We start from the raw sequence: 23,884 nt of genomic DNA, 5'->3' as shown, positions 1-23,884 counted from the left end.
CCGACCCGCAATCCCGCTACCCACGCTGGCGCGACCAGGCGCTCCTGATGGCCAGCAGGCAACTCCGGTCATACGCTGCGGATGCTCGTACCCCTTACAGATAAGGGGAGGCGAGCCTCTCGTGATTTGGCGGTCATGCAAAGTGACGCTAGAATCGAATGCATGTTCGATGATGGATGGGATGATTTCGACGCCGCCGCGACCCTCGACGCGGCCGTCGAATTCGACGCGGAGGAAAACCGGGCCGCGCTCGGCAAACTCCAAGCAACCCTGCACTTCGCCGACTTGCACGCTGCCCTTCCCACCACCTCTGAGAAGACCACTGAAAAGCGTGGAGGCGAGCGCCTGGTCGTGTACGGCGGTGACGGCTGCCCCGCGATCGCCGAGTTCGCCGCCGCCGAACTCGGTGTGCTGTTGAAGATGTCCAGCGGCGCCGCCGCCAACTACATCGGCGAAGCACTCGCCCTCCGCCACCGCCTCCCCCGGATCTGGGCCAAAACCCTCAACGGCCAGACCGTCGTCTGGCGCGCCCGGGCCGTCGCCCGCGCCTGCCTGAAGCTGTCCGCCGAAGCCGCCGCCCTGGTCGACGAACGAGTCGTCGCCGTCATCGACACCCTCTCGGCCTACCGCCTCCAGAAAATCGTCGACGCCGTCATCAAAGAAGCCGACCCCGACGCCGCCCGCCAAGCCGCCGAGGAACGCGCCCGCGAACGCGGCGTCTGGGTCCAGCCCTCCGACGACCACGGCACCAAAACCATCTGGGTCAAAGCCTCCTCCGGCGACGTCATCGCCATCAACGCCTCCCTCAACGACGTCGCCTGGGCCCTCAGCGAACTCGGCGACCCCGACTCCCTGTCCGAACGCCGCGCCAAAGCCATCGGCTGGCTAGCCGACCCCCTAGCCGCCTACGAACTCCTCACCGCCGCCCGCTACCTAGCCACACACCCCGCTCCCACCACCAACGACGCCGACGCCGACGCCGACGCCGCCCAGCATCCAACCGGAGCAGCCCCAGCGCACGGGTCCGGAGCAGCAGCCGACCTACCACCCGGCGGCTCGTCGGACGCCGAGCCGCAGCTGCCCGGTTCGCCGATTGCAGGACTGGCTGAGGACGCTTCGGGAGTCAAGCTACACAGGCCCGGAGCAACCGGCGCTGAGTTGAGCTTGTCCGGAGAACCGGGCACGGAACCAGCCGATGGATCTTCGGGAGGTGAGTGGGACCCGCCCGAAGTACCGGGCGAAGTGGCCGAAGAACCAGACTGGGACGCGCTGTACCCGGGTGATGGGCAGGAGCCAATGGACCCTGTCCGCTGTCCTGCCGTCGAGATCCGGGCAGCGATCGACCCGTACTCGCGCCACCAACTAGCCGGCAAACTCGCCATGATCAAGAACGCCGCCCATACCGCCGGTATCAGCAGCGCGAGCGGGGCAGGCAGGGGCGGACGCGTCGTCTTGTACGTCCACATCACCGACGAAACATTGCTCACCGGTGAAGGCATCGTCAGGATTGAGGATCACGGAGCGTTCATTGCCGCTCAGCTGAAGGAATTGCTCGGCCACGACCAGGTCGTGCTCAAACCGGTCATCGACCTCAACGAGCACATCGACGTCAACGCCTACGAGATCCCCACCCGGATCCGCGAACGCGTACGCCTAGCTCAGCCTGTTGAGCGGTTCCCGTATGGCACGGCAGAGACCAGTCCGCGAACCGATCTGGATCATGTCCAGCCTTACGACCCTCATGGACCACCAGGCCAAACGAGTACCACCAATCTCACGCCGGCAACGCGGTTCCACCACCGCGTTAAAACCCACGGCCGTGGCTGGCGGGTGCAGCCTGCCGGTGAAGGTGTGCTGCAGTGGACCACGCCCAACGGCTTCAGCTTCCGCGTCGACCGCACCGGCACCCACCGCCTCACCTGACCGACCCCGCGAATCGACCCGTACCCCGGGCGAGCGGCGGATCGTGTACCTTCCGGCCGGCTGGCGTTCAACCGAACGTACTGCTAGCCCGTCGTCCGTACCGCGTCCGCCGTCTCGTGGCCGGCGCGCGCGGCAAGGATCGTGTCGCCGTAGGTTTCGGCCCAGAGGGCTACGTGGTGGATGGCGGCATTGAGGGCTCGGCCTGGTTCGGTGAGGGCGTAGGCGACTTGGGGCGGGACTGTGGGGTGGACGGTTCTGGTGATCAGGCCGTTGTGTTCCAGGGTGCGGAGGCTGGAGCTCAGCATGCGCTGGGTGACCGGGGTGAGGAGTCGGCGGAGTTCGTTGAAGCGGACGGGGCCGTTGCAGAGTTCGAAGAGGACCTGCATGGACCACTTCTCGCCGATCATCGCCATCGTTGATCTGACCAGTTCACATGATCCTGGGCGCTCGTCGTCGGTCACGGTGGTTCCCTTTCTGATACCTGGTGCGCAACAACTGCCTTCTTCCCAGGACAGCGCTTGGCTGGTCAGGTTGATTCCATGAGCTTTCCTTGGTCCGACCTTCCGCATGACGATCCCGAGTGGTTCAAGCGTGGCGCGCTGTACGTGCCGTCCGGCGAAGGGCATACGGTCTGGGCGGCCGGGGACGTGTACACGATCAAGGCGCGGGCATCGCAGACGAACGGTGGGTTCGGGTTCATCGAGGCGACCGTACCGGCTGGTGGCGGGCCGCCGCCGCATGCGCACCCGAGCGAGGAGGAGACCTTCTACCTGCTCTCCGGTGAGCTGGAGTTCCTCGACGGCGACACCACCTTCATCGCCAAGGCCGGCGACTTCATCCACATCCCCCGCGGCGTCCGCCACCGCTTCCACAACGTCGCCAACCACGCCGCCAAGATGCTGTTCTTCTTCACGCCGGGCGGCATCGAGTCGGTGATCGGCGACCACGCGCTCCCCGCCGTACCGGGCCAAGAGGTCCCCCCGATCGACGATGACCTGCTGGCCCGCTTCGCCCTGATGAACGACCTCAGCCGAACCATCGCGCTCCCGGACCCGACCTAACAGCTACAGCAAGTGGCAGGCCGCCTGGGGCTCCTCGAGAGCTGGCAGGATCGGGAGGACGTCGGTGCGGCATTTGTTGGCGATGGGGTTGCCCGAGGCGACTACCTGGCAGCGGGGGTGGAAGCGGCAGCCGCCGGGGATGCGGGTGGGGTCGGGCGGCTCACCGCTCAGGACAATGCGGGCCGGGGACTCGGGAAGTACCGAGAGTAGGGCTTGGGTGTATGGGTGTTGGGGGGTCTTCAGGATCTGTTCGGTGGGGCCGGATTCGACGATGCGGCCTAGGTACATGACGGCTACGCGGTCGGCGATGTTCCAGGCGAGGCCTAGGTCGTGGGTGACGACCAGGGCGGAGAGGCCGAGGTCGTCGCGGAGGCGGAGCAGGAGGGCGAGGATTTCGCCGCGGACGGAGGCGTCGAGCGAGGCGACGGGCTCGTCGGCGATCAGGACTTTGGGGTTGAGGGCCAGGGCGCCGGCGATGACTACGCGCTGGCGTTGGCCGCCGGAGAGTTCGTGGGGGTAACGGAGGAAGAAGCGTTCTGGTGGGCGGAGGCCTGCGCGGGAGAGGGCTTCGGCGACGACGGTCTCCTCGTCGGGGAGGCCGTGGATTCGGGGGCCTTCGGCAACGGCTTCGTAGACCGTCTGGCGCGGGTTGAGGGAGCCCATCGGATCCTGCAGCACCAGCTGGACCCGGCGACGGTAGGCCTTGAGCGCCTTGGCGCGGTACGAGAGCGGCGATCCGTCGTACGAGACCGTGCCCGCGCTTGGTCGCTCGAGGCCGAGCAGCGTACGGGCCAAAGTTGTCTTGCCGCAGCCCGATTCGCCGACCAGCGCGACGATCTCACCAGCCCCGACGGCCAGGTTGACGCCGTCCACGGCCCGCGCCGCACGCCTGCCACGGGAGGCGAACTCAACTGACAAAGAGCTTGCCTCTAGCAAGATTCCTCCAGTACCAGAACACAGGCCGCCGTACGCCGATCGCCCGCCGGCCGCAGCTCGACGTCGACCGAAGAACACGACTCCAGCGCCACCGGGCACCGCGGATGGAACACACACCCCGACGGCAACCGCTGAGGATCCGGCGGATCACCCCCGAGCCCCCGAGGCGCCAGCCGCGACGCCGGATCACCAACAGTCGGAAAGGCAGCCGCCAGCGCCTGACTGTAAGGATGCCGAAACACCCCATCAGCAGGACCTGTCTCGACAAGTCGCCCGGCGTACATGACCGCCAACCGATCACACGTGTCAGCTAGTACAGACAAGTCGTGCGAGATCATCAGCAACGAGATCCCCCGCGACGCGATCAGCGACTTGATCAGCGTCAGCACCTGCGCCTGCACCATCAGGTCGAGCGCCGTCGTCGGCTCGTCCGCGATGATCAGCTGCGGTTCACACGCCAGCGCCATTGCGATCATCACTCGTTGCCGTTGGCCACCAGACAGCTCGTGCGGATAGCTCCGGGCACGCCAAGCCGGCAACCCCACCTGACCAAGCAGTTCAACAACGCGAGTACGAGCCTTATCCGAAGAGCAGATCTTGTGCACCAGCAAAGGTTCAGCGATCTGGTCGCCGATCCGCTGCACCGGGTTCAGCCCATGCTGCGCCCCCTGAAAAACGATCGACGCCTCGGCCCACCGCACTGCCCGCAACCGCCCCCACTTCATCGCCAGCACATCCTCACCGCCAAGCATGATCCGTCCCGAAGTCCGGGCATCGCGAGGCAGCAACCGCAGCAAAGCCATCGCCAGCGTCGACTTCCCCGACCCCGACTCACCGACGACGCCGAGCGCCTCACCGGCCTCCAGCGACAACGACACACCCCGTACCGCGGGGACGTCCCCCGACGCGATCCGGTAGGTCACGGACAACTCGTCCAGCTCGAGCAGACTCATCAGACCGCCCTCCGCAACCGTGGATTCAGCACGGTCTCCAGCGCCCGACCGCACAACGTGAACGCCATCACCACGATCACGATGCACAAGCCCGGTACGAGGATGTACCACCAAGCGCCCGACGTCGCCGCACCCCAGTCGTACGAACCACGCAGCATCGTCCCCCAAGACGTCTTGTTCGCGCTGACCCCGAGGAAGGCAAGTGTCGACTCCGTGACGATCGCGCTCGCCACCTCCAGCGTCGTACTTGCCAACAGCAACGGTGCGACGTTCGGCAGCACATGCCGCGTGGTGATGTGCCAGTGCCCGCCGCCCAACGCCTGCGACCGTTCGATGTACGGCCGTGCCTCCACCGCCAGCGTCTGCGCGCGAATCAACCGAGCCGTCGACGGCCACGAAGTCACGCCGATCGCCGCGATGATCGTCACCGTGCTGCCACCCAGGATCGCCGCCAGCACAAGCGCGGTCACCAATGACGGCAGGACCAGGAACCAGTCCGTGATCCGCATGACGATCGCGCCGATCCAGCCGCGGAAGTGCCCAGCCGCGATCCCGAGCACCGTCCCGATGACCATGCTGAGCAACGCAGCGAGGAACCCGATCAGCAACGACGTCCGTGATCCCCACCAGATCATCAGCAGTACGGACCGCCCCGACTCATCCGTGCCCAGCGGATCGTCCCAGCTCGGTGGCGCAAGCTTCTCGCGCGTCCCGCTGACGACGTTCGTCACCCCCACGTCGATGAACAGCGGCGCGATTACTGCGAGCAGTACCGCGAGCAGCAGGATCGCCAGGCCGATCACGCCGGCGCGGTGACCACGGAAGTCGCTCCAGAACCGTTGCAGGGAACGGCGCCGACGCGTCCAAGTGATGCTCATGCGGACCTCACCCGGGGGTCCAGCAGGTGGTACACGACGTCAGCGAGCGTGTTCATCAAGATCACCGACACCGTGATCAGCAGGAACGTGCCCTGCATCAAGGTGAAGTCAGGCACCCGGATCGCCTCGTAGAACAGCTGCCCCAGCCCCGGCCAGCTGAAGATCGCCTCGACGGTCACCGCCCCGCCGACGACGAACCCGATCCGCATGAAGACCAGCGTCACCGTCGGCAACAGCGCATTCGGTACTGCGTGCCGCCGCCGGATCTCGTCATCGCGCAGACCCTTCGCGCGGGCCGTCGTGACGTAGTCCTGCCCGACCTCGTCGAGCACCGACGACCGCATCACCAGCAGGTACTGCGCGTAGACGACCGCCACCATCGTCAAGCACGGCAGCACCATGTGCTTGGCGACATCCAGCACATACCCGAACCCATCCGGCGCATCGACGCTCTCGATCCCTCGCGTCGGGAAGATGCCCGGGATCGGCCCGATCCCAGCCGCGAACACCATCAGCAGCAGGAGTCCGAGCCAGAACGTCGGCACCGACCACAGCACCAGCGACACCCCGGTGGAGAACTTGTCGAACCGGCTACCCGGCCGCCAGCCGGCGCGCGCTCCTTGCCAGATGCCGAGGCTGACGGCCATCACCAGCGCAGTACCGGTGAGCAGCAGGGTGGAGCCGATCCGTTCGCCGATCAGGTCCAGTACAGGCCGCTTGTACTCGTACGACGTACCGAGGTCGAAATGCACCGTCTGGTTGACGAAATGCACGAACTGCTCGGCCAGCGACTTGTCCAGCCCGAGCCGGTGCCGCTCCAGATCGAGCTGCTCCGGCGTCATGTTCCGGCCCTGCGCCAGCGCCCTCACCGGATCTCCCGGCAGCAACCGGAACGCGAAGAACGTCGCCACGATCACCATCGCGATACTGAGCAACGCCCCACCGACCTTGGCGGCGGCGTACCGGAGCAGCCCCCGGCGGGCAGGCTGCTCGTCGATCGCCTCGACCGCCGGTGGCGCGATCGTCATCGCGCCACCCGAGCCCGAGCGCAGGTCATTCGCGGTCGTCCGCCACAGTCTTGCGGCGGCGGGTGAGGAAGAAGCCGCCTCCGAGCAGTACTACGACGGCCGCGGCCACGCCGGCGATCAGGCCGGTGTTGGAGCCGCCTTCGTCGGTACCGGCGTCCTTGGTGACGGCTTGCAGCGTGTAGAACGGCCAGTAGCCGCTGCCGCCGTACAGGATGCCCTTGTCCTCGGGGATCGGCGTGATCGAGGCGATCCGGTCCTTGCGGTAGCCCTCGAGGTCGTTCGGGTAGTACAGCGCGATCACCGGCGCGTCCGTGTAGAGCCGCTCCTCCATCTTCTTGATGATCGCGGCCCGCTTCGGCCGGTCGAGCTCCTTCAACTGCTGCTGGTACAACGCCTCGTACTGCGGGTCGCAGTAGAACGACTCGGTACCGCCGCCCTCACCGGACGCCGTCGGCCGCCGGCTGCACAGGTGCGTCGCGAGCACCTCCTCCGGATCCGGGTTCACCGACCAGCCGCTGATCGCGATGTCGAACAGCGCCGTCGTCCCGGTCTCCTCGGTGAACTTGCTCGAGTCCAGCCGCTTGGTGGTGAGCGTGATGCCGAGCTCCTTGAACCACCCGGTCAGGTACTCCGCGAGCTTCTCCTCGATCGGCGTATCGGTGTGGATGCTGAACCGGAACTGCAGCTTCCGCGACCCGTCGGGCATCGTCCGGATGCCGTCGGCACCCTTCTTGTAGCCGGCCTCGTCGAGGATCTGGTTCGCCTTGGCCAGGTCGAAGCTGACCTTCGTGGCCCCCGATGCCTGCCAGAAGAAGTCCTTGTACATCGGCGGGATGATCGATCCGTCGGCCGGCACCGCCAGCCCGTTCTGCACCTCGTCGACCAGCTTCTGCTTGTCGATCGCGTAGTGCAGCGCCTCCCGCACCTTCGGGTCCTTCAGCGCCGGATGCCCGTCGCCGATCGGCTTGTTGTCACTGGTCGTCGCGCCGTGGTTGATCTGCAGGTACGTCGCCCGCCGGCCCTGCTCGTTCCACTGGACGATGTTGGCGTCGCCCTTGAGCGCCTCGAAGTCCGGCGGCGCGAGCCGGCCGATCAGGTCGATGTCGCCCTTCTTCAGCCCGACGATCGCGGCCGCCGGGTTGTCGTAGAAGATCACCTGCAGCTCGTCGATCTTCGGCGCGCCCCGCCAGTAGTTCGGGTTCGCCTTGAGCTTCACGTACTGGTCCTTCTTCTGCTCCACCGCGACGTACGGGCCGCTCGTGACGGCCGGGAAGTCGGTCGCCTCGTACTTCGCGATGTCGCCGACCTTCTCCCAGACGTGCTTGGGCATGATCGGCACCGGGTTCTCCAGCATCGACGCCTGCGGGGCCTTGAGCTTGATCGTCAGGTCCTGGCCGCTCGCGGTGACGCTGGCGAAGTTCTCCACCGCCGGGCCGTTCGCGGTCTTGGCGCCGTCGTCGGTGATCATCTTGTTGAACGTCCAGGCCGCGTCGTCGGCCGTGATCGGCTGGCCGTCGGACCACTTGGCCTGGCGGATCTTGAACGTCCAGGTCAACCCGTCCGGCGAGGTGGTCCAGGACTCGGCCAGGTCGGGACTGGGTTGCAGGGTCTTGGCGTCCGGCACGGTCAGGAAGCCGTACATCCAGCGGTGGATCGACGACGAGACCAGCCGGACGGCCAGGAACGGATTCAGCGAGTCCACCGACTGGGTGGCACCCACCCTGATCACCTTGGGCGCCACCGGGTCAGCCTGAGGAACCGCCTGAGCGGTCACTCCTGACAGTCCCCCGAGCGCCAGCATCCCCATCGCCGCCGCCGCGCCGATCCATCTCCGCATCCGCCCCACGCACCTTCCGCCCTGGTGGTTTAGGGAGAAAACCACACCATTTAGCTACCGTTCGTCAACGATTGACGTATTTTTGTCACAGTATCGTTGCGCCGGGTCACGGACGCCGAGGTCGCCGGCTTCATCGGCGCCGGCTGAGCATCACTCGAAGGAGTGACGCCGACGGACCTCCGTCCGCCACAGAATGTGGAGGTGAGCGCCCAGACCAGTAGCATCCGGCCGTTTCCCGCGCGGTCGCTGCCGACGACCGTCCCGATCGCCGGCCTGCTGGTCGCGCTGCTCGGCGTCTGCGCGATGGTGGCCGACATCTTCCTGATCGGCGGCACCGAGCGCTGGCATTTCGTCGACCCCTGGGTTGCCCTGGGCATCATTCTGGCGCCGGCCACCCTGGTCTTCCGGGAGACCCGACCGCTGATCCCCTGCGTCGCGCTCACCGCCGCGATCACCCTGGCCTATCTCCCGACGAACACCGACCCGGTACTGCTGGTGTGCCTGGCCGTGGCCCTCTTGTCGGCCGCCCAGTCTCAACATCCGCCCACCCGCTCGGCGGCGCCGGTGATCGTCTTCCTGCCGGTGGTGGTCGCCTCGACCATCTGGCCGAAGGTGATCGACCTGGTCTACTGCCGCCCGGACACACCGACCTGGCTCTTCCCGAACTATGCGCGGATCCAGGCCTCGGACTACACCGAGCACAACACGATCCAGCCCTGGCCCGCCTGGTTGTCGCTGATACTCGCCGCCATCTGGCTGGTGGGCTATCTGCTGCGCTCGGTCGACCTCCGATCCCGCCTGGCCCCGCTGCTCGACGACGCCGTACGGATCGAAGATCGGGGCAACCCGTGGAGGTTCGACGGGCTGCTCGCGGTCGGCTTCGGCCTCGTCCAGCTGTGGGACCACTCGCGGATCGGGGCCGACTATCAGGTGGGGATCCGCGGGGCGCTGACAGTCTTGCTGCTGCTTGCACCGCTGACGCTCGTACTACGCCGGCGGCTGCCGGTCGTACCGTGCGTCGTACTCGGCCTGGCCGCCACAGCGGGATACGCCGCAGGCCAAATCCCCTGGGTACTGATCGTCGCGTTGGCGGTGGCGTTGTACTCGGCCGCGGTCTGGCGCAGGCCCGCCTTCTCCGCGCTGTTGGCCGGCGGCGTACTGGCAGCGATGTATCTGGCCAGCAGCGGGCTCGGCGCCCATGAACTGCTCAAGCTCGTCTATGCGAACCAGCAGGCGGCGGCTACGTGGCTGTTCCCAGGCGACCTCGGGAACGAGACCGGGCTCGGACTGCTCGAGACCGCCTTCGACCGGGTCTGGCCGCTCTCGTACTCCGTCGCCCTGCTCGCACCCTGGTGCCTCGGGCTGCTGGTGCGGACCGTACGCCGAAGCCAGAAGACCTCGGTTCGCGAGGAGCAGTTGCTCAAGCGAAACCAGGAACACGAGCAGACCCAGGTCTTGCTGGAGGAGCGGGCCCAGATCGCGCGTGACCTGCATGACGTGGTCGCGCACCACGTCAATCTGATGGTCATCCAGGCCGAGGCTCACAAGACGGAGGAAGCCGTCCAGGGCTACCAGCGGATCGGCGACACCGGCCGGCGTGCACTGACCGAGCTCGACCGGATGTTGTGGGCGCTGCGCGGCGAACCCGGCTCGCCCGTTCAGACGCCGACGGCGGGGCTCGGCCAGCTACCAGCGTTGATCGAGGGCCTTGCCGAACAGGGAATCCAGGTCGAGCTCGAGATCAACGGCGACCCGGCCGGGCTGTCCGACAGTGTGCAGCTGACGGTTTACCGGCTGGCGCAGGAAGCCCTCACCAATGTCGCGAAGCACTCCGGGGCGAAGGCGGCCCGGCTGCTCGTCGACGTACGGGCGACCGCCGTCACGCTCGAGATCGGTGACGACGGGTCCGGGTTCGACGTCGCCGCGGCCTCCGTCGGGACGCGGCACGGGCTGGCCGGGATGAACGAACGGGTCCGGATCCATCACGGCACACTCGAGATCGTGTCCTCGCCGGGTGACGGTACGACGATCAGGGCCAGGCTCCCGCGTTAGTGCTTGGCGTTGCGGGACCAGACGAAGCAGTAGACGCCGAAGCAGGCGATGCCGAGAGCCATCAGGGTGAGCAGCACTGAGCCGAAGGGCTGGTCCTTGATCGTGCGCAACGCTGCGTCGAGGCCGCCGGCCTTCTTCGGGTCGTAGTCGATCGACGCGTAGGCGAACAGGCCGCCGACGATGATGAAGGCGATGCCCTTGGCGGCGTAGCCGACCCGGCCGAGCATGATGGTCGATTCCGAGACGCCGCCGGTCAGGTCCTCGGTGAACTTCTTCGTCACCGCCTTGTAGATCTGGCGGACGCCGACGCCGATGATCACCAGGCCGATGATCACGACCAGCACCCGGCCGGCGCCGTTCTGCATCAGCTTCGCGGTCATTCCGCTCGACTGGCTACGGCCGGACTGCGAGGAGCCCATGGCGACCTTGGCCGCGCTGATCGACAACGCGAGATAGACGACGCCGCGGCCGATCGACGAGACCTTCTTCTCCGTGTCGAGGTGACCGTAGACCAGCTCCAGCACCTTCCAGATCACCAGCGCCAGCAGCCCAACCGCGACGATCCACAAGAGCACGCCACCGAACGGCTTACTGGCCAGCTCCTGCAGTGCGCCTTGCTGGTCGGCGCCCTCTGAGCTCTTTCCCCAGGCGAGTTGCAGCGAGATCCACGCGATCAACAGGTGGACGACGCCGTAGGCGATCAGGCCGACGGTGATCGCGACGGCGTACAGGCGACTGTTCTGTGCTTGCTGGGCGGTCCTCATAGAGAACCCTGTACCCGCCCCGGAAACGGTCGGTTCAGGCGGAGACGGGCGCGCTCGCCTCGCGCTCGGCCAGCTCGATGTCGCCGTACTCGCCGGCCCTGGCAGCCCGCCGGCCGAGCGTCCAGACGTAGACGAAGAACCCGATCTCGACCAGTACGCCGATGCCGACCCGGACCGCGGTCGGGAGCCCTGACGGCGTGACGAACGCTTCAATCAAACCAGTGATCAACAGGATGACGCCAAGACCGATCGCCATCCCGACCGTGGCGCGACCGGTCTGCGCCAGCGCGTGCATCCTGGTTCTCGGGCCAGGCGCGATCCACGACCAGCCGAGCCGCAGGCCGGCCGCCGCCGCGACGAACACCGCAGTCAGCTCTAGCAGGCCGTGTGGCGTGATCAGGCCGAAGAACACGCCGGCCCGGTCGTGGCCGATCATCACCCCGGCATTGATGCCGAGGTTCATCGCGTTGCTCCACAGCACGAACATCGTCGGGACCAGCAGTACGCCGATAGCCAGTACTGCGGCCGAGACCGTCGCATTGTTGATCCAGACGCGCAGTGCGAAGTCCTGGGCCGGGTTCTCGGAGTAGTAGTTGGCGAAGTCCTTGTCGACGAGCTGCTGGATCTGCGCCGGGGTAGTGACCGAGTCGAGCACCTCTGGGTGCGCGATGATCCGCCACGCCATCCAGGCCGCTACGAGGTAGAACAGCAGGCCGATGGTGAGCCACCAGCGGCGGGACGCGTACAGGGCGGCAGGGAAGCTCACCAGGAAGTACCGGGAGATGTCACGCCAGACAGGTGCCTGTGCACCCGTCACTGCGCCTCTTGCATCTCCGATGAGACCAGAGAGCCGGCCAATCGTCACCGGGTCGGCTCCACTCGCCCGGAGCGCGGACAGGTGCGTCCCCACCCGCTGGTAGAGCGATACCAGCTCATCGGCCTCAGCACCGGTCAACCGGCGCTGCCGCCGGGTCAGCGCGGCCAGCCGATCCCACTGCGGCTGATGCACGGACACGAACGCCTCGACGTCCATCAACCCTCCCCTGGCCTCAGCTGGCTCTTGGCTAGGTCACACTAGCTGTCCGGGGTGTCTGAATTCGGCTAGGGAGGGGCGCGGGTGTCTCAGCTGGTCACGGGGGAAGCGGTCGTCCTCCAGGTGCGGATCGCGCGGATGCCGACCCGCGCACTGGCCTGTGCGATCGACTTCGTCATCCAGATGATCGTGCTGGGCACGTTGCTCGGTTTCCTGCTCGGGTTCCTGATCGTCGAGGCCAGCCCGGCGCTCGGTGCCGCGCTGGCGATCATCACCGTATTGCTGGTCGTGGTCGGGTACAAGGTCGTGATGGAGACGCTGACCCGGGGCAAGACGCTCGGCAAGCTGATCCTCGGGCTCAAGGTAGTCCGCGACGACGGCAGCTCGATCCGGTTCCGGCATGCGCTGGTCCGCGGGCTGCTCTGGTTGTTCGTGGACTTCGCGCCCTGGTTCGCGGCCAGCCCGGGGATCGTGGCGAGCCTGATGAACAAGCAGGGCAAGCGGATCGGCGACATGGTCGCGGGCACGGTGGTGATCCGCGAACGGCACCAGCCGATGGCGTCGCCGCCGCTGTTCGTACCGGGGCATCTGGTCATGTGGGCGCAGTCGCTGGAGTTGTCGCGGCTGTCGGACGAACTGGCCAACACGTGCCGCGAATACCTGGCCCGCTACATGGAGCTGGAGGTCAGTGCCCGGGTGGCGATCGGCGATGCGCTCGCCTACCGCGTCGGACAGGTGACGGCTCCTGCCCCGCCGGTCCACATCATCGCGCCCGCGTTCCTGTCCGCAGTACTGGCCGAACGCCGCCGCCGCGAGCTGGCCCGCCTAGCAACGGCTCGAGCGACGTACAGCACCAACCCGTACGCCGCCCCGACCGGCCCCTTCGGCCAACCCAGCCAGCCCAACCCGTACGCCGCGCCAGCCGCTGCGCCCAACCCGTACGCCGTTCCGGCTGGGCCGTTTGCGCCGCCGAACCCGTACGGCGCGCAGCCGCCGCCCTACGCGCCACCCCCACCGCCGCACCGCCAACCGCAAGCACCCTCTGCGGAACCCACCAAGGTCAACGCCCAGGGCTGGCACGCACCGGGCAGCGAACCCGACCAGTGGTCCTGAAACTGTCCGCCCACCCCGGCCGCACCATGGTCGTCCGCCGCAGCCTCAATTCCCGCCAGGGAATGACGAGGGGCGCCGTACCGGATGACCGGTACGGCGCCCCTCGGAAACAACTCAGTAGCGGTAGGCGTCCGACTTGTACGGGCCCTCGACCGGTACGCCGAGGTACTCGGCCTGCTCCTTCGACAGTTCGGTCAGCTTGACGCCGAGCGAGTCGAGGTGCAGCCGGGCGACCATCTCGTCGAGGTGCTTGGGCAGCACGTAGACGTCGGTCGGGTACTCCGAGGTCTTGGCGAACAGCTCGATCTGCGCCAGTACCTGGTTGGTGAACGAGTTCGACATCACGAACGACGGGTGCCCGGTCGCGTTGCCCAGGTTCAGCAGCCGGCCCTCGGACAGCACGATGATGGTGTGGCCGTCGGTGAACCGGAACTCGTCGACCTGCGGCTTGATGTTGATCCGCTCGATGCCGGCCGTCTTGTACAGCCCGGCCATGTCGATCTCGTTGTCGAAGTGGCCGATGTTGCCGACGATCGCCTGGTGCTTCATCTGCGCCATGTGGTCGGCGGTGATGACGTCCTTGTTGCCGGTCGTGGTGACGAAGATGTCGGCGATCCCGACGACGTCCTCGATCGTGGTGACCTGGAAGCCGTCCATCGCCGCCTGCAGCGCGCAGATCGGGTCGATCTCGGTGATGATGACCCGAGCGCCCTGGCCGCGCAGCGACTCCGCACAACCCTTGCCGACGTCGCCGTAGCCGCAGACGACCGCGACCTTGCCGCCGATCAGCACGTCGGTGGCGCGGTTGATGCCGTCGATCAGCGAGTGCCGGCAGCCGTACTTGTTGTCGAACTTCGACTTGGTGACCGAGTCGTTGACGTTGATCGCCGGGAAGAGCAGCGAGCCGGCCTTGTGCATCTCGTACAGCCGGTGCACACCGGTGGTGGTCTCTTCGGTGACGCCCAAGATGTTCTGACCGATCTTGGTCCAGCGCTGCTTGTCCTCGGTCAGCGACCGGGTCAGCACCGACAGGACGACGCTGTACTCCTCGGACTCGGCGGTCGACGGGTCCGGAACGGCGCCGGCCTTCTCGAACTCGGTGCCCTTGTGGACGAGCATGGTGGCGTCGCCGCCATCGTCCAGGATCATGTTCGGGCCGTCAGCACCCGGCCAGGTCAGCGCCTGCTCGGTGCACCACCAGTACTCCTCGAGCGTCTCGCCCTTCCAGGCGAAGACCGGTACGCCGGCCGGGGCGTCGGCGGTACCGTTCGGGCCGACGACGACCGCGGCGGCCGCGTGGTCCTGGGTGGAGAAGATGTTGCAGGACACCCAGCGCACCTCGGCGCCGAGAGCCGTCAGCGTCTCGATCAGCACCGCGGTCTGGATGGTCATGTGCAGCGAGCCCATGATCTTCGCGCCGGCCAGCGGCTTGCTCTCGCCGTACTGCGCACGCATCGCCATCAGACCCGGCATCTCGTGCTCGGCCAGCCGGATCTCCTTGCGCCCGAACTCGGCCAGTCCGAGGTCTGCCACCTTGTAGTCGAACGTCATACCGTTGCCGCTCCCCTGGGGATGTCGTTGTGCTTGCTGCCGGAGTCGAGCCTAGAGGGCGCGACGGGGGTCCCGGTCGGCTGGGTCGGCATTTCTGACACTGAAATGTCAGGATTGCTGTCATGCGCATCACGGAAGCGGCGAAGACCCTCGGCACTACCCCCCGGATGCTGCGCTACCGGGAGGCGATCGGGCTACTGCCCAGATCCCGGGCCGCCCGCAACACCCAGCGCCAGTACGACGACCGCGACCTCGCCGCCGTCCGGCTCGCCCTCGAACTGGAACGCCGGTACGACGTGACGCCGGCCGCGCTCGCCTTCGCCCTGAAAGCACTGGCCGAACCGTCCGTCGCCGCCGACCTGCGCAATCTCGGCTACCGCACCGGCCGACTCAGCGCACCGCCGAGCGCGGCCGAGATCGATCGCGAGCGCGCGCTGCGCTGGCTCGGCCGCAGCGGCATGCTGCCACCGCCGCACAACCGGCCGCGTTGAATACGAAAACCATTGATCCTTCAAACAAAGCCCGCGAAAAAACGACCACGATTGCACCATTCTTTGAATCTGTCATATTCATTGCAGGTTCCTGCAATGAATTGCGCCGTTATCATTTCGTGACCACCCACGGGATTGCTTCGGATTGTGTAGGTCTCGTAGCTTTTCCGTAACAAGGGGGTTGCGGAGCCCAAGCGGCCCGATACGGGGAAATCAGCCTGCCGACGGTATTTCGGTGGACTTTTCCGTGTGCATTTTCGGGGTGTTCTCCGGTTTTCCGTGATTCCTTTTCCGCCCTGTTTTCCAAGGAGAGGGAAAGTCATGAACAAGGCACGCAAGGGTCTCGCCGTCGCATTGATGGCCGGACTGGGATTCACCGGGATCGGCATGGCGGCTCCGGCCGCCAACGCTTGGCTGCACGTCGGCTCGGAGACCCGTTACCCGGCCGAGGGCGGGACCTGGCAGTACGGCTTCTGGAACGTCGCGATCCGTTCCTACTACACGGTCAACAAGTGCCACGGTTCGTCGGTCATCCTCAACGGCAGCCTGGTACGCAGCATCAACACCGCCTCCGGCAAGAAGTCGATCGCGGAGAAGAGCGCCATCAACACCCCGGGGGCCGACGACTCCTACTACTACCGCACCTGCTGAATTCCTCAGCGCCCCGTGCCCGGCCCGGTCACAGCCGGGCGGGCACGGCCGCGCGTCGCGGAGAGTCGCGCCACGTCGCTCTGCGTGCGAAGATGAGCCGCCCAATCCGCCCCACTGATCCGCCTGGAGATCTGCAGTGCACAGGAAAATCGCCGTTGCGGTGTCGGCGCTGCTGTTCGCGCTGCTGGCCGTCGCGGTCACCCTGGTCGCCACCATGCATGACCGGTCGTACCCCGAGCAGCTCTCAACCAAGTCGATCGTCAACCTCGACTTCGCCAGCGCCGGGATGGACGACGCCGCCGCGATCCGGTCGCTCGGCGCGCTGAGCGACCGGCTGCACATCGGCCTGGTCAAGGTCGCGCCCGACCTCGGCGGCGACCAGACCGGCCAGGTGTTCGTGAAGGTCGGCACCGAGGGCTCGTTCCCCGAGCGGATCCGCCGGTTCGGCAACGACCAGGACGCGACGGTCCGGGGCAAGGAAGCGCTCGAGCACTCCTATGCCAGCGGTGAGTACCTGGTCACCGGCTCCACCACCGGCCTGCCGGAGTTCAAGAGCTGGCTCACCTCGCACCGGGTGATCACCAAGTGGAACGACAACAACCTCGCCGGAACGCTCAGACTCGTCGTGAAACAAGGCAGTTTCGCCACCAGCCTGCTCGCCGCGACCGCGCTGATGGTGTCGCTGGTCCTGTACTGGCTGTCCGTGAAGGCCCGTGGCCGGGCGCTCCGCGCGCTCGCCGGGGTCTCCGGCTGGCGGATCCAGTACGAGGACCTGACCGGCTTCCTGATCGCGGTACTGACCGGCGCCCTCGCCGTCGACCTGCTCGCCATCGTGTGGACCGGGTTCGCGCAGGGCTGGACGTTCGTTCCGAAGTACCTGTCGATCCTGGCGACCTTCGACATCATCGTGCTGATCGCGACGATGGTCTTCGCCGTGGTGATGTCGGCCGCGTCCTGGCCGGGACCGGCGATGCTGGCCAAGCGGGAGCCGGCGGTCAAGTCGCTGCGCAAGGTGTCGATGGTCCTCAAGGGGCTGACCTTCGTGCTCGTCCTCGCCGCGGTGGCGCCCGCGGTCACGGCGTACACGAATGCTCGTGGGTCGGCCGAGCAGCAGTCGCACTGGAAGGCGCTGGCCGACCAGGTGACGATCTCGTTCCAGGCCGGGATGGGCGAAGACGGTTTCCAGCAGATCATGAAGCAGGTCGGCGACGTCGTGGGCGAGGCCGAGAAGAAGGACGCCGTCGCGCTGTCCTACACCTTCGACCAAGAGGCGCTCGACGGCGTCAAGCTGGGCAAGTACGACTCGCTGGCGATCCTCAGCCCCAGCTGGCTGCGACTGATGAACAAGGGCGCGACCGGCGCTACTCCCGGGCTGACCCCGCTGCCCACCGACCAGGTCCCGGCGGGCGTGAAGCAGTACCTCGGCGACAGCCTGGGGCTGTGGACCCGGGACAAGGCGACTGGTGACGCGGCCCTGCGCAAGGTGTCCTTCTACCACTTCGCCGAAGCCGGCAAGGTGCCGCTGGCCAGTGGCGGAGGTGGGGAGCTCAGCTTCCCCAAGGACGCGATCGTCATGCTCGTGCCCGACCTGCACAGCACGTTCAACGACGACTTCCTCGCCTCGGCCGCCTCCAGCCGGAACCTGGTCTTCACCGGCCTCGGGCCGACCCAGGCGCTGCTCGCCGCGCACGACCTGCAGTACAAGACGACCGTCCGCTACGCCGCCGAGGAAGGCGTGCTGCTCGCGCAGTTCACGGCGTACTTCGCCTGGCTGCAAGCGGTTTCGCTGATCGCGCTGATCATCGCCCTGCTGGTGTCGTCGCTGATCGCGGCCTTCATCACCGCGGTACTCCGGGCCAAGCGCGACTTCCCGTTGCGCCTGGCCGGCCAGCAGTGGCGGGAGATCCTGGCCGACCGGGTGATCATCGAGTGGTGCGTCGGAATCGGGCTGGCCGCGATGATCATCCTGCTCCGCCGCGGCGATGGGGCACCGCTGATCGCGGCAGCCGCAGTACTGGGTCTGCTCGCGGCGCCGGTCACTCACCTGCTGGCCACCCGCTGGACCTTCGAGAACGTCAGCCGACGCAGACTGTAGACGGGAAGAACCATGACCATAGAAGCCCAGGCCGTCTCGGTCGTCATCGACGGTCGCGAGATCGTCCGGCAGGCATCGCTCGTCTGCGAACCAGGCACCATGACCGCGCTCGTCGGACCGAGCGGCTGCGGCAAGACGACGCTGCTGCATTGCCTCGGACTGCTCCAGCAGCCCACCTCGGGCAAGGTGCTGGTCGACGGCGTCGACACCTCGGACTGGAAGTCGGGCCGGCGCCGGCGCTTCTGGAAGGACTCCGGCGCCTTCGTGCTGCAGGACTACGGCGTGATGGAGGAGGAGTCGGTCGCCTTCAACGTGGTGATGAAGGCCAGCATCTTCGGCTCCCGCGTCCTGGGCGACCAGAAGGCCCTCACCGAAGCCCTGGAACTGACCGGTCTGGAAGGCCGCAACAACGAACTCGCCGCCCACCTCAGCGGTGGCGAGAAGCAGCGCCTCTCCATCGCCCGGGCCATCTACAAGAACGCCAAGGCGGTCTTCGTCGACGAGCCCACGGCTTCCCTCGACGAGGCCAACCGCACCCGGGTCATCGACCTCTTCCGCAACCTGGCCACCCGCGGCTGCACGGTCATCGTCGCCACCCACGACGACGAGATGATGGCAGCCTGCGACACGCGCCACTCGCTCACGCGCCCCGCAGAGCTGATCACCAACTAGTAGCTAGTGGGACGGCGCCTCGGGGACTGCGGGGCGCTCGTCCGGGGTGTAGGTGTCCGAGTAGATGTCCGGCTCGAGGTAGACGTGCTGGGACATCGGCTCGGCCTCGCGGACCGCGCGTTCGGCGGCGTCGATGGTGGCGGCGATGGCAGCCGCGTCGGCGCCTGCCTCGACCGCGACCTTGGCGGCGACCAGGACCTCTTCCGGACCCAGGTGCAGGGTACGGATGTGGATCAGCCGGTTGACGCCAGGAGTGTTCTCGATCGCGGAGACGATCTTCTGCTGCGCCTCGCGGGTCGCGGACTCGCCGAGCAGCAGCGACTTCATCTCGATCGCCAGGAAGATCGCCACGCAGACCAGCAGGGCGCCGATCGCCATCGAGCCGAGGCCGTCGAAGATTCCGTTGCCGGTGGCAAGGGTCAGGACGACGCCGATCAGCGCGAGCACCAGGCCGGTCAGCGCGGCGAAGTCCTCGAGCAGGATGACCGGCAGCTCGGGGGCCCGCGCGTTGCGGACGAAGCGCACCCAGGACGTCGTACCGCGGAGCTTGTTCGCCTCGATGATCGCGGTCCGGAAGGACAGCGACTCCATCACGATCGCGGCCAGCAGGACCGCTACCGGCACCCACTTCCAGTGCTCGATCGGGTGCGGGTCGTGCGCCTTGTGGTAGCCCTCGTACAGCGCGAACAGGCCGCCGACGCTGAACAGCACGATCGCGACGATGAAGGAGTACACGTACCGCTCGCGACCGAAGCCGAACTGGTGCAGCTCGTCGGCCTCCCGCTTGGCCCGCTTGGCGCCGACCAGCAGCAGGACCTGGTTCCCGGCGTCGGCCAGGGAGTGGATCGCCTCGGCCAGCATCGAGGCGGACTGGGTCAGCCCCCAGGCGGCGAATTTCGTGACCGCGATACCGGTGTTCGCCAGCAGTGCCGCGACGACGGCTTTGTTACCGCCACCAGCCATGTCCGTTGTCCTCCATCAGCGAACTGACACGACGAACGCCGTGCCGGAACCACGCAGAGTACAGGGTCCTTCGGGTCCGCGGACAAACGCGGACTGTCCGGCGGACAACCGCACGGTTTCTTCGGTGCCGTCGGCATCGACCGAGGCCGTTCCGTCAATACACGCGACGATCCGCGGCCCCCCGGCCACCACCTTGGTCGGCCCGACGGACAGATCGAACCGCCGGACGGCGAAATACTCACACCCGGTCTCGTACTCCGTGACGCCCGGTGCAACCTCGACGCCATGCAGCACCGGCGACTCCAGCGGCTCGAAGTCGACCACCGAGACCAGCTCCGGTACGTCGACATGTTTGCGCGTCAACCCGCCTCGCAACACGTTGTCCGAGTTCGCCATCACCTCGAACCCGGTCCCGTGCAGATAAGCGTGCACATTCCCGGCCGGCAGGTAGACCGCTTCGAACCGTTCCAACCGCACCCGGTTCAGCAACAACGCGGCCAGCACGCCCGGATCGTCGGGGAACTCATCACACAACCGGGTCAGCGTCTCGGCCTCGAGGGCGAACTCAGAACCCTGATAAGCCCGGCAGGCCTCGCCGAGCGCAGCGACCAGCGGACGAATCGCATCCCGGTCGGTGCTCATGAATGACGTGAATGCGTCTTGCAGTTTGCCGTCGAGCAACAATGCGCGCAGCTCGTCCAGCACGCCCAGCGCCTCGAGCAATGCGACCGACTCGGCCAATGGACGGAAACCCACCAAGGCATCGAACTGGCCCAGCGCAATCAGGATCTCCGGCTTCGGCCAGGCGTCCTTGTAATTGCGATCGGCCGCATCGCGCGGAATTCCGGCCGCCTCGTCCCGGGCATAACCGTCGATCGCCTGTTCCCGCGAGGGATGCGCCTGGATCGACAACGGCTGCTCGGCGGCCAGGATCTTCGCCAGGAACGGGAACCGGCCCTCGAATTCAGCGGCCGTGTCCTCCCCCAGCACCCCACTCGGATCCGCCGACACCAGCTCGAACAACGACTCGCCTGAGGGCAGTACCGACGGCGCGGACTCGTGCGCGCCCATCCACAGCTCGGCCTGCGGCGTGCCGTCCGGTTCCACGCCGATCAGCTCGGGGATCGCGGTCCGCGATCCCCAGGCGTAGTCCCGGATGGTGTTCTGGAGCCGAGCTACCACGCCGGATCCTCCGCGGGGTTGCCCGCCGTTCCCGGAATCTGGTCCTCCCGGGGCGTGCCGTACCGGCCGAGCCCGATCCCCAGGTACGCCGCCGCATAGCGGCCGTGCTGGGTCAAAGCGGCGTACCGGGCCACGTCGGTCCCGTTCGCCTGCCGCACCACATGCACCCGTACGTCGTGACGCTCGGCCTTGTCCTCGAGCTGGCGACGGTGCTCTGCAACGCCTGCGTCCTCCACCCCGTCGTCCAGGATGACCAGACCCGGCCGAAGCTCCTCCGGCTGGTCGAAGGGGTCAGCGAAGACGTCCCGCGGCGGCTGGTTCGCCAGTACCGGCAGGAGGTGCCCACAGTCGGCGGCGAGCGCCGGGCGACCGCTAGCGAGTCGCACAGCCTCCACAACACGACGTGCGGCGCGGGCAGCCAGCACCGAGCCGCCCCAGACCAGGGGAAGCGCGTCGGCGAGCATGAGCGCCAGGTCCTTGGCAGGGTTCGACGCTACGTCGTTGTTGGGCGAGCACTCGATCGCTACCTCGTCGAGCATCTCTGCGACAGCCTTGGCGTCCACAGCCGGCCCGAGGTCCATCTGGTGCAACCCCTGCAGTACTGCGACAGCCGCGGCCAGCTGGTCGTCCGACTGCGACGGCAGCCGTACTGCGTGCCGCGAGCCGGCCGAAGCCTGGGCCACGGGCGAGTCCGGCGGTGCAGCGACAAGCAGACCCGCACCCCGTCGTACGGCCTCGGACGCTGCGGATACTGCACCCGGGTCATCGTCGGAGCCACCCAGGACGACTACGAGGTCGAGCGGGCTCGTCCAACCCGGCAGACCCGGACCAGGCCAGGCCACGAACGGCACTGGGCAGACCGGCTCCAGCACCGCGCGGACCAGCCGGGCATCCCGGCCGGCGGCGACGATCGCGCGCGGTCGGAAGCCGTCGGTGGCCAGCTGGGACAAGGACTCTTCGGAGGCTTCGAGCTCGGCCCGCACCCGGGCACCCGCCCCGGCCAGCCGGCGCAGCAGATGGTCGGAAGCCTCAAGGGCGGCCGGGTCGTCCAGCCGCGAATCGTCGAAGACGCTCATCAGTTCTCGGAGGCCTCTGCATCCTTGGTCTCGCGCGCCTCGTCGATCAGCAGCACCGGGATGTCGTCGCGGACCGGGTAGGCCAGCGCGCAGGTCGGGTTGGTGCAGACCAGCTCGCTCGCCTCGTCGTCCACGCGGAACTCCGACCGGCACTTCGGGCAGACCAGGATGCTCAACAGGTCTGGGTCCAGGTTCACAGGCATCTAGTTCTTCTCCTCCACCGGTGCACCGGTGATCAGGGCCAGTACTTCGTCGCGGACACGCTCCATGGTGGCGGCGTCCCCGGCCTCGACGTTCAGCCGCAGCAGCGGCTCGGTGTTCGACGTGCGGACGTTGAACCACCAGTCGCCTGCGTCGATCGTCAGACCGTCCAGGTGACCAACGGTAATGCCATCCCGGTCGCCATAGGTGTCCTCGATGGCGGCAACCGTGGCGGCGGCGTCCTCGACCCGGCTGTTGAGCTCGCCGGAAGCGACGTACCGCTCGTAGACGGAGAACAGTTCCGAGGCCGGCTTGTCCTGCTCACCGAGCGCCGCGAGCACGTGCAGCGCCGCCAGCATCCCGGTGTCGGCCCGCCAGAAGTCCCGGAAGTAGTAGTGCGCGGAGTGCTCGCCACCGAAGACCGCGTCGGTCTCGGCCATCTTCTGCTTGATGTTGGAGTGCCCGACGCGGGTCCGCACCGGCACCCCACCGTGCTCGACGACCAGCTCCGGCACTGCCTTGGAGGTGATCAGGTTGTGCAGGATGGTCGAGCCGGGGTGCTTGGCCAGCTCACGGACGGCCACCGCGCCGGTGATCGCGCTCGGCGAGATCGGGTCGCCCTTCTCGTCCACCACGAAGCAGCGGTCCGCGTCGCCGTCGAAGGCGAGCCCGAGGTCGGCGCCGGTCTCGCGCACCTTGGCCTGGAGATCGACCAGGTTCTTCGGGTCGAGCGGATTGGCTTCGTGGTTGGGGAAGTTGCCGTCCAACTCGAAGTACAGGGGAAGGATCTCGACCGGGCCGGTGGCGAAGACGGCGGGCACGGTGTGGCCGCCCATCCCGTTGCCGGCGTCGACGACGACCCTGAGCGGGCGGATGCCGGACAGGTCGACCAGGTCGTTGAGGTGGTCCGCGTACGCCGTGAGCAGGTCCTTCTGCTTGACGTGCCCAGGGACCGCGACCGGGGAGAGCCCGTCGATCAGCGTCTTGGCGACCAGGTCCGCGATGTCGCGCAGGCCCGACTCAGCGCCGACCGGCGAGGCACCCGCGCGGCACATCTTGATCCCGTTGTACTTCGCCGGGTTGTGGCTGGCCGTGAACATCGCGCCGGGCAACTGCAGCCGCCCGGACGCGAAGTACAACTGGTCGGTCGAAGCCAGCCCGATGTCGATCACGTCGGCCCCGGTACTGGTCACCCCCTCCGCGAAAGCGGCAGCCAGCCCAGGGCTCGACGGACGCATGTCATAGCCGATCACCACGGCCCCAGCCCCGGCGAGCACATCCAGAACCTCGACGAACGCCGCCCCGGTCGCCCGGGCCACCGCCTCGTCCAACTCGTCCGGAACCACACCCCGTACGTCATACGCCTTGAAGATCGCAGCTACATCAGCCATGCGTGGACCTTATCTGGCCCGCGCCAGAACCTG

Annotated in this window: 22 protein-coding genes; 8 read left to right on the top strand and 14 right to left on the bottom strand. The window is 67.2% G+C overall.

Annotated features, from left to right (window positions below; translation table 11 throughout):
• The first annotated feature begins 162 nt into the window (after positions 1 to 162).
• On the top strand, positions 163 to 1,923 hold the full coding sequence (locus OHA70_RS20260; RefSeq protein WP_328334874.1) for a DUF222 domain-containing protein: 1,761 nt from the start codon (positions 163 to 165) through the stop codon (positions 1,921 to 1,923).
• 83 nt (positions 1,924 to 2,006) lie between these two features.
• Here the strand turns inward: OHA70_RS20260 and OHA70_RS20255 are convergent, their stop codons facing one another.
• Positions 2,007 to 2,384 (bottom strand): winged helix-turn-helix transcriptional regulator, encoded by a 378-nt coding sequence (locus tag OHA70_RS20255; RefSeq protein WP_328334872.1) that lies wholly within the window; start codon positions 2,382 to 2,384, stop codon positions 2,007 to 2,009.
• Positions 2,385 to 2,462: 78 nt separating this feature from the next.
• Here OHA70_RS20255 and OHA70_RS20250 point away from each other — a divergent pair, with 78 nt between their 5' ends.
• Positions 2,463 to 2,984 carry a cupin domain-containing protein gene (locus OHA70_RS20250; protein WP_328334870.1) on the top strand — a complete coding sequence of 174 codons (522 nt, stop codon included), beginning with the start codon at positions 2,463 to 2,465 and terminating at the stop codon, positions 2,982 to 2,984.
• 3 nt (positions 2,985 to 2,987) lie between these two features.
• Here the strand turns inward: OHA70_RS20250 and OHA70_RS20245 are convergent, their stop codons facing one another.
• Genes OHA70_RS20245 through OHA70_RS20225 form a run of 5 tightly spaced genes read right to left on the bottom strand, consistent with a single transcriptional unit; the run spans position 2,988 to position 8,616 of the window.
• Entirely contained in the window at positions 2,988 to 3,902 is a 915-nt protein-coding gene (locus OHA70_RS20245) for an ABC transporter ATP-binding protein (protein ID WP_328334868.1), read from the bottom strand.
• 11 nt (positions 3,903 to 3,913) lie between these two features.
• On the bottom strand, positions 3,914 to 4,873 hold the full coding sequence (locus OHA70_RS20240; RefSeq protein ID WP_328334866.1) for an ABC transporter ATP-binding protein: 960 nt from the start codon (positions 4,871 to 4,873) through the stop codon (positions 3,914 to 3,916).
• Complete coding sequence (locus OHA70_RS20235; RefSeq protein ID WP_328334864.1) at positions 4,873 to 5,751, bottom strand: ABC transporter permease; 879 nt, start codon at positions 5,749 to 5,751, stop codon at positions 4,873 to 4,875. Before OHA70_RS20235 ends, OHA70_RS20240 begins: the two co-directional genes overlap by 1 nt.
• Positions 5,748 to 6,779, bottom strand: a complete 1,032-nt coding sequence (locus OHA70_RS20230; protein WP_328334862.1) for an ABC transporter permease — start codon at positions 6,777 to 6,779, stop codon at positions 5,748 to 5,750. Before OHA70_RS20230 ends, OHA70_RS20235 begins: the two co-directional genes overlap by 4 nt.
• A 25-nt stretch (positions 6,780 to 6,804) precedes the next feature.
• The gene (locus OHA70_RS20225) at positions 6,805 to 8,616 is read right to left on the bottom strand and encodes an ABC transporter substrate-binding protein (RefSeq protein ID WP_328334860.1); all 1,812 of its coding nucleotides are present in this window, start codon (positions 8,614 to 8,616) and stop codon (positions 6,805 to 6,807) included.
• A gap of 201 nt (positions 8,617 to 8,817) precedes the next feature.
• On the opposite strand from OHA70_RS20225, the gene OHA70_RS20220 reads away from it, so the two are divergent.
• Positions 8,818 to 10,668 (top strand): sensor histidine kinase, encoded by a 1,851-nt coding sequence (locus OHA70_RS20220; protein WP_328334858.1) that lies wholly within the window; start codon positions 8,818 to 8,820, stop codon positions 10,666 to 10,668.
• Here the strand turns inward: OHA70_RS20220 and OHA70_RS20215 are convergent.
• The gene (locus OHA70_RS20215) at positions 10,665 to 11,432 is read right to left on the bottom strand and encodes a DUF1206 domain-containing protein (protein ID WP_328334856.1); all 768 of its coding nucleotides are present in this window, start codon (positions 11,430 to 11,432) and stop codon (positions 10,665 to 10,667) included. The genes OHA70_RS20220 and OHA70_RS20215 overlap by 4 nt on opposite strands.
• Positions 11,433 to 11,466: 34 nt before the next feature.
• Positions 11,467 to 12,465 carry a stage II sporulation protein M gene (locus tag OHA70_RS20210; protein ID WP_328334854.1) on the bottom strand — a complete coding sequence of 333 codons (999 nt, stop codon included), beginning with the start codon at positions 12,463 to 12,465 and terminating at the stop codon, positions 11,467 to 11,469.
• An 84-nt stretch (positions 12,466 to 12,549) separates the two neighbouring features.
• On the opposite strand from OHA70_RS20210, the gene OHA70_RS20205 reads away from it, so the two are divergent.
• The gene (locus OHA70_RS20205; RefSeq protein ID WP_328334852.1) at positions 12,550 to 13,578 is read left to right on the top strand and encodes an RDD family protein; all 1,029 of its coding nucleotides are present in this window, start codon (positions 12,550 to 12,552) and stop codon (positions 13,576 to 13,578) included.
• 114 nt (positions 13,579 to 13,692) lie between these two features.
• On the opposite strand, the gene ahcY is transcribed toward OHA70_RS20205, so the two are convergent.
• Positions 13,693 to 15,129 (bottom strand): adenosylhomocysteinase, encoded by a 1,437-nt coding sequence (gene ahcY / locus OHA70_RS20200; protein ID WP_328334850.1) that lies wholly within the window; start codon positions 15,127 to 15,129, stop codon positions 13,693 to 13,695.
• Positions 15,130 to 15,251: 122 nt separating this feature from the next.
• Here ahcY and OHA70_RS20195 point away from each other — a divergent pair, with 122 nt between their 5' ends.
• The 4 genes from OHA70_RS20195 (at position 15,252) to OHA70_RS20180 (ending at position 19,038) form a co-directional block, all read left to right on the top strand.
• Positions 15,252 to 15,620: a MerR family transcriptional regulator gene (locus OHA70_RS20195; protein ID WP_328334848.1), complete on the top strand. Its 369-nt coding sequence runs from the start codon at positions 15,252 to 15,254 to the stop codon at positions 15,618 to 15,620.
• A gap of 321 nt (positions 15,621 to 15,941) precedes the next feature.
• Positions 15,942 to 16,271 carry a lactococcin 972 family bacteriocin gene (locus OHA70_RS20190; RefSeq protein WP_328334846.1) on the top strand — a complete coding sequence of 110 codons (330 nt, stop codon included), beginning with the start codon at positions 15,942 to 15,944 and terminating at the stop codon, positions 16,269 to 16,271.
• Between the two features lie 136 nt (positions 16,272 to 16,407).
• Positions 16,408 to 18,366 carry a hypothetical protein gene (locus OHA70_RS20185; protein WP_328334844.1) on the top strand — a complete coding sequence of 653 codons (1,959 nt, stop codon included), beginning with the start codon at positions 16,408 to 16,410 and terminating at the stop codon, positions 18,364 to 18,366.
• Between the two features lie 12 nt (positions 18,367 to 18,378).
• On the top strand, positions 18,379 to 19,038 hold the full coding sequence (locus tag OHA70_RS20180) for an ABC transporter ATP-binding protein (protein ID WP_328334842.1): 660 nt from the start codon (positions 18,379 to 18,381) through the stop codon (positions 19,036 to 19,038).
• Positions 19,039 to 19,041: 3 nt separating this feature from the next.
• Here OHA70_RS20180 and OHA70_RS20175 read toward each other — a convergent pair whose 3' ends face one another.
• The 5 genes from OHA70_RS20175 to OHA70_RS20155 are packed head-to-tail and all read right to left on the bottom strand — an operon-like array spanning position 19,042 to position 23,851.
• Positions 19,042 to 20,001 carry a cation diffusion facilitator family transporter gene (locus tag OHA70_RS20175; protein WP_328334840.1) on the bottom strand — a complete coding sequence of 320 codons (960 nt, stop codon included), beginning with the start codon at positions 19,999 to 20,001 and terminating at the stop codon, positions 19,042 to 19,044.
• A 15-nt stretch (positions 20,002 to 20,016) separates the two neighbouring features.
• Complete coding sequence (gene manA, locus OHA70_RS20170; RefSeq protein WP_328334838.1) at positions 20,017 to 21,183, bottom strand: mannose-6-phosphate isomerase, class I; 1,167 nt, start codon at positions 21,181 to 21,183, stop codon at positions 20,017 to 20,019.
• Positions 21,177 to 22,259 (bottom strand): SIS domain-containing protein, encoded by a 1,083-nt coding sequence (locus OHA70_RS20165; RefSeq protein WP_328334836.1) that lies wholly within the window; start codon positions 22,257 to 22,259, stop codon positions 21,177 to 21,179. The genes manA and OHA70_RS20165 overlap by 7 nt, the downstream gene beginning before the upstream one ends.
• The gene (locus tag OHA70_RS20160) at positions 22,259 to 22,462 is read right to left on the bottom strand and encodes a Trm112 family protein (RefSeq protein WP_328334834.1); all 204 of its coding nucleotides are present in this window, start codon (positions 22,460 to 22,462) and stop codon (positions 22,259 to 22,261) included. The genes OHA70_RS20165 and OHA70_RS20160 overlap by 1 nt, the downstream gene beginning before the upstream one ends.
• Positions 22,463 to 23,851 (bottom strand): phosphomannomutase/phosphoglucomutase, encoded by a 1,389-nt coding sequence (locus tag OHA70_RS20155; protein WP_328334830.1) that lies wholly within the window; start codon positions 23,849 to 23,851, stop codon positions 22,463 to 22,465.
• Positions 23,852 to 23,884 lie beyond the last annotated feature (33 nt).

Source organism: Kribbella sp. NBC_00382, from assembly GCF_036067295.1.
Taxonomy (GTDB): domain Bacteria; phylum Actinomycetota; class Actinomycetes; order Propionibacteriales; family Kribbellaceae; genus Kribbella.
This window is presented reverse-complemented; position numbering and strand designations above follow the sequence as displayed.